At 32.1% G+C, this 15,491-nt stretch carries 11 protein-coding genes and 1 pseudogene; 1 reads left to right on the forward strand and 11 read right to left on the reverse strand.

Going from position 1 to position 15,491, the window contains the following annotated elements; all coding sequences use genetic code 11:
• Positions 1-63: 63 nt before the first annotated feature.
• Both CN601_RS03690 and cax read right to left on the reverse strand, forming a co-directional pair.
• Positions 64-672 carry a YczE/YyaS/YitT family protein gene (locus tag CN601_RS03690; protein WP_306659813.1) on the reverse strand — a complete coding sequence of 203 codons (609 nt, stop codon included), beginning with the start codon at positions 670-672 and terminating at the stop codon, positions 64-66.
• A 25-nt stretch (positions 673-697) separates the two neighbouring features.
• Positions 698-1,756, reverse strand: a complete 1,059-nt coding sequence (cax, locus tag CN601_RS03695; protein WP_098170107.1) for a calcium/proton exchanger — start codon at positions 1,754-1,756, stop codon at positions 698-700.
• 245 nt (positions 1,757-2,001) lie between these two features.
• On the opposite strand from cax, the gene CN601_RS03700 reads away from it, so the two are divergent.
• Positions 2,002-2,412, forward strand: a complete 411-nt coding sequence (locus tag CN601_RS03700; RefSeq protein WP_098170108.1) for a pyridoxamine 5'-phosphate oxidase family protein — start codon at positions 2,002-2,004, stop codon at positions 2,410-2,412.
• A gap of 1,087 nt (positions 2,413-3,499) precedes the next feature.
• On the opposite strand, the gene CN601_RS03705 is transcribed toward CN601_RS03700, so the two are convergent.
• The 9 genes and pseudogenes from CN601_RS03705 to CN601_RS03745 form a co-directional block, all read right to left on the reverse strand.
• Complete coding sequence (locus CN601_RS03705; RefSeq protein WP_179865428.1) at positions 3,500-4,015, reverse strand: VanZ family protein; 516 nt, start codon at positions 4,013-4,015, stop codon at positions 3,500-3,502.
• 34 nt (positions 4,016-4,049) lie between these two features.
• Positions 4,050-4,925, reverse strand: a complete 876-nt coding sequence (gene galU, locus CN601_RS03710) for a UTP--glucose-1-phosphate uridylyltransferase GalU (protein ID WP_098170109.1) — start codon at positions 4,923-4,925, stop codon at positions 4,050-4,052.
• A gap of 135 nt (positions 4,926-5,060) precedes the next feature.
• Positions 5,061-5,765: pseudogene (locus tag CN601_RS03715) on the reverse strand (ATP-binding cassette domain-containing protein); the annotation flags it as partial.
• A 128-nt stretch (positions 5,766-5,893) separates the two neighbouring features.
• Positions 5,894-6,694, reverse strand: a complete 801-nt coding sequence (locus tag CN601_RS03720) for an ABC transporter permease (RefSeq protein WP_098117950.1) — start codon at positions 6,692-6,694, stop codon at positions 5,894-5,896.
• Positions 6,691-7,974, reverse strand: a complete 1,284-nt coding sequence (locus CN601_RS03725; protein WP_098117951.1) for a nucleotide sugar dehydrogenase — start codon at positions 7,972-7,974, stop codon at positions 6,691-6,693. Before CN601_RS03725 ends, CN601_RS03720 begins: the two co-directional genes overlap by 4 nt.
• Before the next feature lie 85 nt (positions 7,975-8,059).
• On the reverse strand, positions 8,060-10,108 hold the full coding sequence (locus tag CN601_RS03730) for a CDP-glycerol glycerophosphotransferase family protein (RefSeq protein WP_098170110.1): 2,049 nt from the start codon (positions 10,106-10,108) through the stop codon (positions 8,060-8,062).
• A 33-nt stretch (positions 10,109-10,141) separates the two neighbouring features.
• A complete protein-coding gene (locus CN601_RS03735; RefSeq protein WP_098170111.1) occupies positions 10,142-12,880 on the reverse strand; it encodes a bifunctional glycosyltransferase/CDP-glycerol:glycerophosphate glycerophosphotransferase in 2,739 nt (912 codons plus the stop codon).
• 47 nt (positions 12,881-12,927) lie between these two features.
• Positions 12,928-14,253: a glycosyltransferase gene (locus CN601_RS03740; protein ID WP_098170112.1), complete on the reverse strand. Its 1,326-nt coding sequence runs from the start codon at positions 14,251-14,253 to the stop codon at positions 12,928-12,930.
• Positions 14,246-15,460, reverse strand: coding sequence for a glycosyltransferase family 4 protein (locus tag CN601_RS03745; RefSeq protein ID WP_098170113.1), 1,215 nt, complete (start codon positions 15,458-15,460; stop codon positions 14,246-14,248). The genes CN601_RS03740 and CN601_RS03745 overlap by 8 nt, the downstream gene beginning before the upstream one ends.
• Positions 15,461-15,491: the final 31 nt, after the last annotated feature.

Below are 15,491 nucleotides of genomic sequence, written 5' to 3' on the forward strand. Positions count from 1 at the left end.
ATTATTTACTCTTAGCATGAACATTTTATTTAAATATATGTATTCCATAAATGAAATATTTCGTTATGAACTTAGCTTAGTATAAAGCTTTTCAATTGGAACTCTAATTTTTTGTAGTATTGGCCCGATACTGAAAGTAATTACTACAGTACCAATTCCAATTGGACCTTTTAGAAGAAATGCTAATACTAAGGCAAACACTTCCCCAATCGTTTTAGCTACGCCTAAGCTTACGCCAAATCGTTTACTGAGTGAAATCATTAAATCATCAATTGGACTTAATGGAAACTTTGCTTGTAAATAAATAGCAATACCAATTGTCATGCTTAAAATAGCTAGTACTAATTGGATGTATCTAGTAATAATATTTGCATCAAATAAATGTTCTGACTCAACTGTTAACCAAAAATCTAGAAACCGACCAATTAATATAAACGTAATTGCTGCAAGCCAATCAGGTCGTTTTTTTTGTAAAAAGGCATTAACAAATAAAAGTACTGACGAGTTAATGATAATCCAATTCCCCACAGATAAACCGAATGTTTTCGATTCGCCGACTGCAAGCGCATCCCATGCACTTGCACCAAGTTCAGCTTTAATCGCTAAACTAATTCCTAAAGTTAAAAATAGTAATCCAATTAAATAAAATACAATGCGTATTAATATTTTCAACTTTTACCACCTTCAATTTTAATTTTTATAATAAATAGAAGCCGATCCCCATGATGAAATAGGCAGCTAATAAAGTTAGCCCTTCAAACCAGTTCGTATCACCATCGTTCATTATGGCAATTGTTAAAAATACGGATGTAATCATAGAAACCAATTCAGGCATCGAGAAAATTAAAGGCATTCTCTCACCTATAAATAATGAGCAAATAACTAACACAGGCGCAACAAACATTGCAATTTGTAGTGAAGAACCAACAGCGATTTCTACTGAAACCCCTACCTTATTTTTAAATGCCATCACAATTGCAGACGCATGCTCAGCAGCATTACCAACGATTGCAACAACGATAATACCGATAAATAGCTCAGTCCATCCAAATTTGTCGCCAACGGTCGTAAATGTATGAACAAGCTTCTCAGAAACATAGCCCACTGCTATAGTAGCTAAAGCTAAAACAATCATAGCTTTCGTTGTTCCCCACTCAGCTTCTTCATGTTCCTCTATGATCTCTTGATTTTTTGCAACATAAACTCCACGATGCGTAACTAATTTAAATAATAATGCCGCTAAATATAAAATCATTAAAACAATCGAAACCCCTACACTAAGCGTCATCGTTTCATTAGCGGTCATCTTAACTGAAAAAATTTCTGGAATGACAAAGGCTAGTACAACTGCAAAAATTAGTAAACCTGAATTATGCCTCGCATCATAAACATTAAAGCTTTGACGCTTATACTTTAATCCCCCAACAAAAAACGATAGACCACCTACAAGAAGTAAATTTCCAATAACAGAACCCGTTAACGATGCCAAAACTACTTCTGATAATCCATTTTGCAATGCAAATATCGCAATAATTAACTCTACCGCATTACCAAATGTCGCATTTAAAAGTCCCCCAATTCGTGGGCCAGCTGCGATCGCTAAGCTCTCTGTCGCTCTTCCCATAATGCCAGCTAATCCAATAATCGTTATACAGTAAATGATAAATAAAAGAATTTCACTCCAATGCATCAAGCTCCCAATTACCGATAATGGAACACCGATAAAAGTAACAATAAAAAACAAACGATGAGCCATAATAACCTCCTAAATAATTTTCCTTACTAAATATCATATGCAAAAGGATTAAAAAAATAGGTTTAAATGTAAAACAATTAACAAACACTTAAACTGTTGATGAGTAAATGCAGATAAAAGTTTAGTTTTACCGAAATTAAGAAAAGGATTATAACCTCGAGAACTAGAATTACTAATGTTGGAGATGAACATGGTAGAATCCAGCGACCAGCTCATCTTTCGAACTTGAAGGGAGTTATTTAAAAATGATTCAACAAAATATTATGAAAGTATTAAAAGCGAAGCAATTAGGTCTATTTACGACCATTCGCGAAGACTTTCCACATAGCTGCTACATGATATTTTTCTTTAAAGGCCTAACACCTTATATCGCTACTAATAAGAATTCACAAAAAATAGATGATATAAAAAATAATCCAAATGTACATATACTACTAGGCCACGACGGAGATCGATTAGACGACAACTTTGTAGAAATGTTTGCAAAGGCCGAAATAATTGAAAATCCAAGTGCCGAAGAGAAAGTTTGGACTGAAGAATTGTCTAAATGGCTAGAAGGTCCAGAAGACCCTAACTATGTTTTAATTCAAATGAATCCTGTTAAAATCGGCTATGTAGAAAAAGCCGGCACAGAACCTAATTTCATTAAATTGTAAGAGATGGAATCTTATCTAACTGGAGGTTAGATAAGATTTTTTTGTGTGCGGGAATCGGTTAGCGAAGGATCTAGCATTGTCTGTCAGGCTAGCGAAAACGGCGCGATGCAGCTGGAAATAGCGAATACTTTGTGTACTTTATTGATAAAGCTGTGAACTTTGTTGATAACGCATTGGTTTTTGTTGATATATCGGTTTTTTTGTTGATATAACATTGATTTTTGTTGATATAGTAGTGGTTCTTGTTGATAATCGTTTTTTTTGTTGATATAACACTTGGCAGCACTGCAAAAAAGCCATTAGATAATCCTCTAATGGCCTCAAAATATAGACAATGCTTATTCTTCAGTTTTTTTCGCTTTAAAACCACTACCAGTAATCTTTAAAGTTAATGCACATGATAATATAATTCCTACCGCCCATAGTGAAGCACTTAATAATGACATCATTCGTTCCCCCTTGTATGTAATAAAGCAACTTAATTTAGGAAATATTGGAAACATTTCCCTTTCCCATTATAAAACACATTTCCATTTTTTGTAAGTAGATAACTGCTGGATCTAGTTGGATATGCGAACACTTTGTGTACTTTATTGATAGAGCTGTGAACTTTGTTGATAAAGCATTAGTTTTTGTTGATATAGTACTGACTTTTGTTGATATATCGGATTTTTTGTTGATATGATACTTGGCGGGCATTGCAATCAGTGGGTTTGTGCGTAAATCAGCGGATTTTGTGCATAAATCATTGGGTTTTGTGCGTAAATGGATAGATTTCGTGCATAAAGCCACAGGCTTTCGCGTATTTCAATAGATTTCGCCCTCAACGCCACTGCTTTCTACCTTTTTCATTAGATTTCCCCCTCAACGCCACTGCATTCTACCTTTTTCATTAGATTTCTCCCTCAATGCCACTGCTTTTTGCCCATTTCACTAGATTTCATCCATATTGACACAAGTTGCTTCTGCGTTAATCACTAGATTTCATCCACATTCACAGCTTCTACGTATATCACTAAATCCCCTCCACAATGCCCCAACCTCCTCCGTTTAATAAGACCCAAATCACACAAAAAAAACCATTAGATTAAACTCTAATGGTTTTCTGTACTCTAGCATTATGCCTTTTATTAATAAGATAATACAAACAAGCCCCAACCATTGCGCCGATGCAATCAATTACGACATCTTGAACTAGCGGCGTACGACCCGCTGTAAATGATTGGTGGAATTCGTCGCCCATTGAGTAGATGGCTGCGATAAGAATTCCTACTAGGTAATATCTTTTGAAATAAAGTCTTGATAGTCTTATTGAAAAAAATGCTAGTAGTAGGTAGATGGTGAAGTGGGAGAGTTTTCGGATAAAGAATTCTGTAAATCCTGGGACTCCCAAGCTTTTGATACTTACCTCTTCTCCAGCATAATTAAAGTGAACAAAGTCGAAATGCTCCATCATGTCATATAGAAATTTCATATGACTGATTTCTGGTCTTATGTCTTGCTTTTCGTACGGTGTAGCCGAAGAATAGAATATAATACCGGCTATTAGAATAACTGGTAACCAATATTTGATTACAGTGTTAATAGAACTATTTTTCTGCATATGAAACTCCATACGAATTAGTTTTTAATTTTGTTTAGTTTTCGATTTCATCGATTTTTTGTTTTATATATGCCATTAAATCGTGTTTTAAGTCATCGCGTTGTAGTGCGAAATCGATTGAAGTTGTGATGAATCCTAGTTTTTCACCAACGTCGTAGCGTTTGCCTTCGAAGTCGTATGCAAATACTCTTTGGATTTTATTCAGCTTTTGAATTGCGTCAGTTAATTGGATTTCTCCACCTGCTCCTACTTCTTGTTCTTCTAGGAATTCAAAGATTTCAGGTGTTAATAAGTAACGTCCCATGATTGCTAAGTTTGATGGTTGTGTACCTTTAGCTGGCTTTTCAACGAAGTTACGTACTTGATAGCGGCGGCCATCTTGTTCAACTGGGTCAATTACTCCATAGCGGTAAGCTTCGTCTTCAGGTACTTCTTGTACACCGATCACTGAAGAGTGTGTTAACTCGTATTGATTAATTAATTGTTCAACACATGGAACATCTGATTGAATGATGTCATCGCCAAGTAGTACTGCGAATGGCTCGTCACCAATAAATTTACGAGCACACCAAACTGCGTGACCTAAACCTCTTGGCTCTTTTTGTCTAATATAGTGAATTTCAACTTTAGATGGTGCTTGTACTCTTTCAAGTATATCGAATTTCTTTTTCTCTAATAAGTTTTGTTCTAATTCGATTGAAATATCAAAATGATCTTCAATAGAGCGCTTTCCTTTTCCTGTTACAATAATTATATCTTCAATTCCAGCTGCAATAGCTTCTTCAACGATATATTGAATAGTAGGTTTATCTACGATAGGTAACATTTCTTTCGGCATAGCTTTTGTTGCAGGTAAGAAACGTGTTCCTAGTCCTGCTGCTGGTATAATTGCTTTTCTTACTTTATTCAAGAGTATACTTCCTCCTATGTTCCATACGAAACTTTTTGTTTATTTTTATAAATATAATTAGGAAACCAATTATATTGGTCTCCTAATTTTTATTAATTAACTAACAGTTAATTTCATATGCTTTTCTCGATCTAATTCTCTTTCTTCAGCTGAAAGTTTATTGTATTCAGTTAGAAAACTTTGATAATTTTCACATGTTTCTGCACATTCACCATATTCACGAACTGTACCATAGTGCATCCACAGTGCTTTTGTACAAAAACTTTTCACTTGGCTTAGAGAATGACTGATAAAGAATATTGTCTTTCCTTGCTCTTTGAATTCATTCATTTTATCTAAGCATCGTTTTGTAAATGTAGGGTCACCAACAGATAATGCTTCATCGACAACCATAATATCTGGGTCAATATTTACTGATATGGCAAATCCTAGACGAGAACGCATTCCACTTGAATATGTTTTTACAGGTTGATTAATAAATTTACCGATTTCTGCAAATTTAATTACTTTAGGAATAATTTCATCGATTTGACTTTTGCTTAATCCCATCATTAATCCTTTTAAGCGAATATTCTCAAGTCCAGTTAGTCGGTTATCTAATCCAGCCTGAATAGCAATCAATGTTGCCATCCCGTTTACTTCAACTTCACCTTCGTTCGGAATTGTAACACCTGCAATTAAATTTGACATTGTACTCTTACCTGAACCATTCAATCCAATGATCCCGACGATTTCGCCTTGATTTACTTCAAAAGAAACATCTTGAAGTGCATGAAAATATTCTCCACTTTTACCACCAAAGAATAAATCTTTTAATTTATCTGTTGGCTTACTATACATTTTAAATTTCTTCGACACATTACGAAAAATTACTTTTTTGACCAATTTTCTCACCTACGATCCGAGCTATTTAATTTAAAACTACGCTCGACTAACTCTCTACTTATTCATTAAACATAGAAAAGTTTTTATAAAATATCAACAAATGATTTTCTAAATTTAATATGAATTACAGCTCCAAAAATTAATAAAGCTAACATAAAACACCAAAAGTAAACTGAATACAATGAAAAAATCATATGATAGTCATTATATAGTATCGATCTACGATAGCCAGTTACAATATAGTAGTACGGATTTAACATCATAATTTTTTGAAGGGTTCCTCCAGAACGAGGTACCCATAAGATTGGCGTTAAGTATAACAACATTCTAGTTGTAGACTGGATTAATAAGTGAATATCACGTATTAATGTTGAAAGCGTTGATGAAACTAAAGCTAAACATGTCGCAAATAGTAAGTTTACGAACATAAAGTACAGTAAAGAAAGTACATTGATATGTCCAAAACCTTGACTAAAAACTACGCTAATTAATAATAACGCAAGCATAAACAAATGTGTATAAAATCTCGAAAGTATAACATATGTCGGGATAATACTTAATGGGAAATTCATTTTTGACACTGTATTAAGTCGATTAAAGATGGCACTAGAGCCTTGTAAAATTGACGAACTAATGAAGAACCAAGGAATTAATCCACATAGCATCCAAAAGATGAATGGAATCCCGTCAACAGGTAGTCCCTTTCTAATACCAGTACCGAATATTAACCAGTATACACCAATTTGTAGAAGAGGATTAATAAAAGCCCAGACCGTACCTAATTGGCTATCAGCGAATTCCTTTTTCATCTCATAATTGGATAAACGTCCAATCATATAGAAATTGCTAAAATGCTCTTTAAAGATTGTAGTTAAATTCTTCATACCTCAACCACGTTCTCATTTGTATACTTATATAAATTCCCAAAATTTACATACGCTAACTCCCCACCGTTAACTGGCGGAACACAGTTTTTAGTATCAAACAACATTCTATTTTCCATCTGTTTCGAGATTGATTCAAAGTCCATATTCTTAAATTCATTATGATCCGTTAAGACTAAGATTAAGTGAGCACCTTCTACTGCTTCCTCCATCGAACTTAATTGAATCTTGTTTGAGTGTACATGTGGATCATGAATTGAAATGTTCATCTCTTCATTATTTAATAAATCAATGATATCCATTGCCGGACTTTCACGAATATCATCTACATTACCTTTATAAGTAATTCCAAATACTGCAACTTTTGGATTTTCTATGCCTACTAATAGTTTTTTAACACTGTCTACTACATATTGTGGCATAGATACATTTGTGTCACGAGATAGTTTGATAATATTTGCTAAATCTGGTGATTTTGCAACGATAAAATATGGGTCAACAGCTAAGCAATGTCCACCAACACCAGGACCTGGTGAATGAATATTTACTCGAGGATGCTTATTAGCCATTTGAATCACGTCTAATACGTTAATGTCTAATGAATTACAAACCTTTGTTAATTCGTTAGCAAGGGCAATATTTACATCTCTAAATGTATTCTCCATTAATTTGGACATTTCTGCTGTTTTTGCATCTGTTTTAATAATTTCGCCTTTTACGAAAGTGCGATATACATTCGCCCCAGCTTCTGAACATGCTGGTGTAATTCCACCAACAATTCGATTATTATTGATTAATTCATCCATAATTTGTCCAGGTAAAACTCGTTCTGGGCAATGTACTAGGAAAATATCTTCGCCCACTTTAAAGCCAGCTTCCTCTACAAGTGGCTTAACGAAATCATCCATACTTCTTGGTGCAATTGTTGATTCAACAATTAAGACATTACCTTTTTGTAAAAATGGTATTGTCGATTTAACCGCTGATAATACAAAGCCTAAATCACAAGATTTATGTTCATCTTCAATATTTGGAGTCGGTACTGCAATAATGAATGCATCAGCGTGTTCAGGTTGTAAAGAAGCTCTAAAGTTCCCCTTATTAACAACATCTTTTACAACTTCACCTAATCCAGGCTCTTCTATATGAATTTCCCCTGCATTTAATTTATCAATAACACTTTTATTAATATCCACACCTACTACTTCATTACCATATTTAGCGAACATGGCAGAAGTTGGTAATCCTATATATCCTAATCCAATTGTACATATTTTCATAAATTCTACCTCTTTCAATTGAAATCACTCAATCAAAACAAAGTCGTTGTAATCAGTTTGAACACTGAATCGACTTTGATCTATTTCACATCTTATTTTCTAGTACATCGTATAATAGATTAACACTATTTTGATGACTATTCACTAAATGTGAATAGCGACTGTAAGTACGTTGATCAAGTATAAAATCTTCTTCTATATATTTGTTCATCCTTTGGAGAACTTCTTTTTCAGTTTCAAAGAAAACATCAGCTAATGTACTATTCATATAATCTCTACTAACTGAATAATTAGCATTTAAATAATCAAAACCATACATTATAATCGGTTTTTTTAAATAAATAAAATCAAATAAAATACTCGAATAATCTGTTATCAACATACTACTATTCTCAATAGCTTGTTTCACATCTGTTTCTGTCAGCTTTTCCAATATGATTCGGTTATGTAGTTTAGGCATTAAATCAACATATTCGATCATTCTTGGATGAACTAAGACTTTTAACGAGACATTGTTGGATTCTAATTTTTTTAATAACTCTTTGTTAAGTAACAAACCTTTTAATCTATAGAAGAATTCACTTTGTAAAAAATCTTCTTTACTTTTTATTTCTGTTCGCCAAGTAAACATAACTAGTATAACTTTTTCAGTCAAATGATTCATTAAATATGATGTACGTGGCAAACCTGTAACAAAAACATTATTCGGTTCATATCCAAAGTGTCTAATAAAGATTTCCTTCTCTTGATCCGTAGAAACAATTATTTGATTAGCTACTCCCCTACTTGCATGATAAACATGGTCAACCTTTTTAAATAAGGTTACACCATGACCAATAAATACAAGATTAGCATGACTAATGTCCCTAAGTTCTTTTGGAATTAATATTTTTACATTATCTGTGCTAATAATTGTCTTAGCGAAAATAGAAAAGAGAAAATGTTTAAAGCCATTATATGGGATTACATTACCTAATTTCTTTATCTCATTATAATTTTTTGCATCTTTTCTTAGTAGATAATAAATATTACTAGCATCAGAACGTTCACGACAATATTGAAAAAATGCAAAGCCGTTATCATTTGTACTATCAGCTAATTTTTCACTGATAATTGTAAACTTTCGGTTACCTATTGTATAACCAAATAACTCAATAAATATGATAATGATAGCAAAATTTATCTTTTCCCATGTGGTGTTTTTGGGATTATGAAAAAACCTTGAAATCAATATCTTTTTTTCTTTACTACGTGTAATTACATTTTTTATAACGCTATTAACAAAAGACACAGGTTCTATTTTAAAAGAAAAATGTGATTTATGTAATAGATTAAGTTTTAATTTTTTATTAACAATCGTTAAATTATTGTTAAATTGATAATTTTTTCTCACATTGATTGCATATTTTAACTTACTTTTAATAACTCGTCCATAGCAAACCGTTTCAAGTGTTACATCGTAATTGCCTACATTAGAAAAATCATCCAAATTAATATGGAACTCATAACCACCTGCGCAATAATTATATCTAGAACTATTGAAATAGTTTGTGCGTGCCCTTTTTATCTGAATAGTTTTTGACTTATTATTTGAATCCTTAATGATTAATTGATGCTCAATATCTTCATCATTTATTAAATTAATACCTTGAAAAAAAGCATTTCCTCTAATTACTAGTTTATTCTCCAATTTTTCAATATCGATAATCTGATTTTCAAAATGGGCTGTTTCCAACCAGTCTGATATATCAACTTCTACTAGTTCATTACCATAAGAATAAGTAAACAATACTGTTGTATTTATTTTCTTAATCTTAAAAATAGAATAATCTAGATCAGTAGTATATTGGTCTAAACTATTTATTAACTCAGAAAATGTAACTGCTTTTTTAAACTCTTTTTGTAAAATTAATTTTGCAAAAACATAATCGTAGACAAAGATTTGACTTAAATCATACTGACTAAATGTGTCTTTTAATATGAAATATAAATCTTCAATATATATATTTTTTTTCTTTATATTAATTAGATGAAAGATATCAAACTCTACTTGCTCTTCATTCATTATGAACTTTTTAAACTCTTCAAACGCTAACTTTGGATCTTCGTTTAGTGCTCTAATAGCCTTTTGCATATAAAATAAGAATATCCCTCCTTGTACATAGAATCATGTTCTTTTCAAAATTTCATGAAAGATTGCTTCAGTATGTAATGAGTTATTTCGATTCATAAATTTATTACTCTTGATCAGATAATCCTCATCAATTTTCATGTTGTGATTAATGATACGTTCTAACTCAGATAGCACTTCGTCTTCTGTATCGCACGCTTTTCCAAATAGATCCGTTTTATGATTGATCGGACCTTCATTATAATGTCTTGAGTAAAATTCATCATAATCAAATTGATAAAATATGACTGGCTTTTCCATATAAACAAAGTCAAATGAGACAGTTGAATAATCTGTAATTAACAAGCTATGACGCTTTAATAGATTTTGAACTGTTTCTTCCCCTTGTTTGACAATATGAATACGTTCATGGAAAAACGGTAATTCTCCCCAAAGAAGCTGTGTTTGATAATGTGGGTAAAACGTAATTGTCTTATTGTATTTTTCTAATAGATGATGAAGTTTTTTATTACTTAAAAATAATATTAATGACTTCATATATCTTGAATCTTCAAGTGCATCTCTAAATTTAATCCAATTGCGCCAAGTTGGCATGAACAAAATTTCGTTTCCAGTACTAGTGTCCTTTAACGCATCCCATCTTGCCAATCCTGTAACAACTACTTCATCTTCTTTATAGCCAAATTCTTCAATAATATGGTTTCTTTCAAATTCAGATGACGTAACAAACAATGAATAGCCATACTCATTTTTATTAAGTGCTTGATTTACTCGACTCACCCCTATGACACCATGTTGAATAAAAATCTTTTTATTCTGCTGCCATTCAGGATATTGCCTATTCACATTTTTATAAGTTTGAGTGTACATATTTGCATGCTCAGCGTAACTATTAATCGTTTTAATACAAACCAACATATAAAAACTATGAAGGAAACTACCAAATTGTATAATATTTCCTAAATCCTGCACATGTCGATAATCAGGTGAATTTTTATCAATAATGTAATAACAATTTATTTCTGGATGATTTGTTCGAATATATTTATATAGATGATATGAGTTATCCTGAGCAGTGTCACGTCTTTCCCCGACCAACCATATTTTTTTACTTCTAAAATACCAACCAAATAATTTATAAAGAATGACAGCAAATAGACTATGAAAATCTTTTTTAAATAGGAAAGCTGCATCACTTCTTACTGTGCGCTTCATATTAGAAATCCAAAGATTTAGCCCGTTCTTCGCTGTTTTATTTCTTATTAATATGGATAATTTTAGGTTACTGAATTGTGCAATCAGCTGTTTTCCTGAAACTGATGATGGCTTCATCTTGTTTCGATGTTGCGTTAAAAAAACAATGACAGGCTGCTCAACTACTAGTCGGTCTTTTTTTAATCGGATAAATAAATCCCATTTTCCGTTCCCTAATACTTCTAGTAAAGAAACGTCAACTGTTTCATAACCTGCCCAGTTATAATTGCTTGTATTTTTACTTTCCATAAAGGTAACGTCTGTTCTTAACATTGGTCGAAGCTCAATTATTTTTTCATTACCCTTTTGATTTCGAAAAACAAATTCCTTCTTAACATCCTCTGTTGATAGATTCTTAATAAACGCATATCCTCTAATCGTTAAACGATCACCATGTAAACTGATATCTTCTAATACATGATTAATAACAAGATCATTGATGATTAACTGATCTTTATATTGTGGAAAATAGTTTATCAAATAAGAGTAAATTTTATCTCCAGCAATCACATTTTCTTTTTGAATCGATAGATCATTTATGATCTCAATCCACTTTTGTAAACTAATACCATCGTTTTGATTCATTAAGTGACATAAGAATGCTTTCGTCTCATTTAATTCATTTACTAGTAATTCCTGATTCGTAAGAGCTGCTAAATACTGTTGTCCAGCCTGAGCTAACTCTATTTTTTCATCATCAGGTAAGCTATTCCCTTTTAGAAAAATAGAATCTATGAAGAACTGTAACTGTCGGCGTTCAATATGAATTAATTGATCTTGTATTTTATGTGACTTATAATACTCCGATAATTTTTGTTGTAAGTCAACAAGTTGGGTAAAGAAATTGATGCTACCGGCCTTAATCAGGCTTGAATTTGAATCATTTACACGATAACCAATCACATCAATATCTTTTACAACTGTTTTATTCGATTGAATTAGTCCTTTTTGCGTAAATAATAAATCTTCACCAACTCGTAAATCGGTATCAAATAAAATTTGATTAGAAACAATCATGTCTCTTTTAAATAACTTATTACTTGCAGAAGGAGTTTTAACTAATTCAGAATTTTTTAGGATCTGTCGCACTACAGGAAGCTTTCTTAAAAACAATTCGTTCATATAGTTTAAGCGATAGGACTTCATTTCATTAAAACAAAGAATATTACCTACAGCACTATCCGCTTGATGCTTTTTAGCAAGCTTATATAACTGCTCATAAGCATTTGGAAATGCCCAATCATCTCCATCTAAAAACGCTAAGTATTCACCTGTAGCATTTTTAATTCCATTGTTTCTAGCCGCACTTGGTCCACTATTTGCTTGTTTCACTAGTTTAAAATTCTTATGTTTTTCAACAAATTTTTCTATTATATCTAAGCTTCCATCAGTTGAACCATCATCTACAATAACACATTCAATCTGATTGAGTGACTGCTTAGCAACGGATCGTAGGCATTCTTCGATATAGTTTTCTTTATTATAGTTAATTACAATGACACTAACCTTATAAGCAGTCATTCAAATTGCACTCCTTAGGAGGAATATTTCATCACTAGTCTAATCAATTAACTAGCTAACTGTTTTTGCTTGTTATTTAATACTTTATCGTATATTCCAATAAATACTTTCTTCTCTTCATCCCAATTATATTTGTGTCGAGCTACTAAACAATTTTGGCTCATTTCATTTCTTTCTTCAGGATGATCTAATAAATAATTTACACCTTCAGCAATTGAATTAATATCATGTGAATCTACACACACACCAGTATGTTCTCCTTCTACAACTTTTTGAATTTCAGGAAAACTACAAGCTACTACTGGAACACCACTCATCAGATATTCAAATAATTTATTTGAAGATGCAGAGTAATGGTTAAAGTTAATATTATTTAAGATTTGGAAACCTAAATAAGCATTTCGTGTGTAGCTCAATAATTCATCTACTGGAACTTTATCGATAAATTTAATACGATCATGCAGTTTTTGCTCATCAACCATTTGTAATAGTGTTGGTTTAATTTTGCCGTCACCAATAAAAACAACTGTCCCTTTTTTAAATAACGGTGTTGCCTTTACAATCAGCTCTAAGCCTCTACCTTTTTGAATACCACCTTGATACAACAAGATTGGTTCATCTTTCGGTAAACCTAGTCGTTCATTTAAATTAACTGAAAGATTTTCCTCTGGTTTTGAAACGAAAGGATAGTTGTGGATTACTTCTGGGTATTCAATATCATAAAGATCTTGAGTATATTTCGCTCTCGTATTGTTTTCATGAATCATAATATCAATATATCGAATGCAGAACTTTTCAATTTTACCAAATATCGGATTTTCATAACCTGATCGACTTGATTGCACTTCATGAGAATCGTAAATTAATTTACTTTTTTTAAATAGCTTTGCACAAATAATTCCTTGTGGTAAAGTGTTTAAATCGTTCGCATGATATACATCATAATCTTTCTTTAAGCCATATCCAATCATTTGAAGAATATTATATCCTCTTGTTAAAAGCACTTTCATATAACGATTTCCAAATAAACCAATTATAATCGCAATAATAATTGTAGGGATCGTCGCAAAAAACAAACCGGCTAATACAAGAAGTACAGCTAAAATTTTCATTGCTGAACTTTTCTTTATTGCGTTCATAATTTTACCGGTAAAATAGACTAGATGGTAAATTCCAAAAGGTAAACGATTATTCACGCGAATAACATTAAAACCTTCTTCACGTCGCTCTTTTTTTGGTAAGGTTGGCGAATCATCATGCAACGCGATTAAATCAACTTCATATCCTACTTCTGCTAAAGCAGAACATTCTCTAAGCACCCTTGCATCATTCGTAAAGTGATTAAATACAAAAGCACACACCTTTTTATTCATGGATTTCCTCCAATAATCTAGTTAATACAGAAATATTTGTTTTCCAACGTAAGTTTTCAAATGCGTAGTTATATCCGTTTTCACCGTATTGCTTTCTAAGCGCTCGATCATTTGCTAGAATTGTTATATTTTTTACTAATTCTTCTACAGTGTTTACATCTGAAACAATCCCACAATCCGCAGAACGAATAATATCACTCGCATAGCCGGAAACATCACCAATAATCGGTTTTTTCACACACATATAATCAATGATTTTACCAGGTAGTACTGTTTTAAAAACATCTTGATCAACTAAGCTTACATAAGCAATATCAGAATTTGATACTAAATCTAATGTTTCTTTACGCGATTTCGCAGAATGGATTGTAACATTCGTTAAATTCTTTTCATTAATTATTCTTTGTAAGTCATTCGAATGATAGCCGTAACCTAATATAATAAATCGAACTTTCGATTCATCTTTCATTTTTTCAATGACTTTGATTAACTTTTGAATATCTTGTGCCATACCAAGATTCCCAGTATAAATGACATTTACATGATCGCCTTCTGACTTTACTACTGGCACATTGCCATTTAACTCTTCTTCTGTTAATGAATTAGGCATAAATGAGATTTTCTCTTTCGGCACACCTTTTCCAGTCATATAATTAACAAAACTTAGACTATTAACGATGATACGATCTGCTTTTTTATAAAGAATTTCTTCTACTTTATAAGCTGTATTTAATATAAAACGGTTTGTAAATAATTTTACACCTGTTAAAGACTCTGGCCATAAGTCTCTAATGTCTACTATTAAAGGCGCTTTTAATTTCCATTTTGCAATTAACCCTGCTACCCCAACAAAAATAGGCGGTGATGTTACAAAAACCGCGTCATACTCCTTGCGTAATAACAAGATTGAAAAAATAAATCGAATCATTACTTCTATGTAAAGATATAGTCTTTTTACAATATTACCTGAATGTGTTTTTATTGAAGGATCAATTCGAATAAAATCAGATTCATCCATTAACGGTTCATTCCAAAAGCTCTTGTCCTCGTAAAGCTCACGACTAGGATATCTAGGTTGTAACGTTAACACCTTTACTTCATAATTTTTTTCTTTTAATTCTAAATAAATGTTTTTTAATCGATTTGCCGCACTCCCTATTTCTGGATAAAAATGCTGGGAAATCAACAGAATCTTCTTTCTATACAATTTATTTCGTACACCTCCAAGGTCATAAACA

Origin of the sequence: Bacillus sp. AFS017336 (assembly GCF_002555445.1) — a bacterium.
Classification (GTDB): Bacteria; Bacillota; Bacilli; order Bacillales; family Bacillaceae_G; genus Gottfriedia.

Excerpts from the sequence above, each read along its gene's own strand:
- cax (WP_098170107.1), bottom strand. The coding sequence starts at position 1,756 with ATGGCTCATCGTTTGTTTTTTATTGTTACTTTTATCGGTGTTCCATTA.
- CN601_RS03700 (WP_098170108.1), top strand. The coding sequence starts at position 2,002 with ATGATTCAACAAAATATTATGAAAGTATTAAAAGCGAAGCAATTAGGT.
- CN601_RS03705 (WP_179865428.1), bottom strand. The coding sequence starts at position 4,015 with ATGCAGAAAAATAGTTCTATTAACACTGTAATCAAATATTGGTTACCA.
- CN601_RS03720 (WP_098117950.1), bottom strand. The coding sequence starts at position 6,694 with ATGAAGAATTTAACTACAATCTTTAAAGAGCATTTTAGCAATTTCTAT.
- CN601_RS03725 (WP_098117951.1), bottom strand. The coding sequence starts at position 7,974 with ATGAAAATATGTACAATTGGATTAGGATATATAGGATTACCAACTTCT.
- CN601_RS03730 (WP_098170110.1), bottom strand. The coding sequence starts at position 10,108 with ATGCAAAAGGCTATTAGAGCACTAAACGAAGATCCAAAGTTAGCGTTT.
- CN601_RS03735 (WP_098170111.1), bottom strand. The coding sequence starts at position 12,880 with ATGACTGCTTATAAGGTTAGTGTCATTGTAATTAACTATAATAAAGAA.
- CN601_RS03740 (WP_098170112.1), bottom strand. The coding sequence starts at position 14,253 with ATGAATAAAAAGGTGTGTGCTTTTGTATTTAATCACTTTACGAATGAT.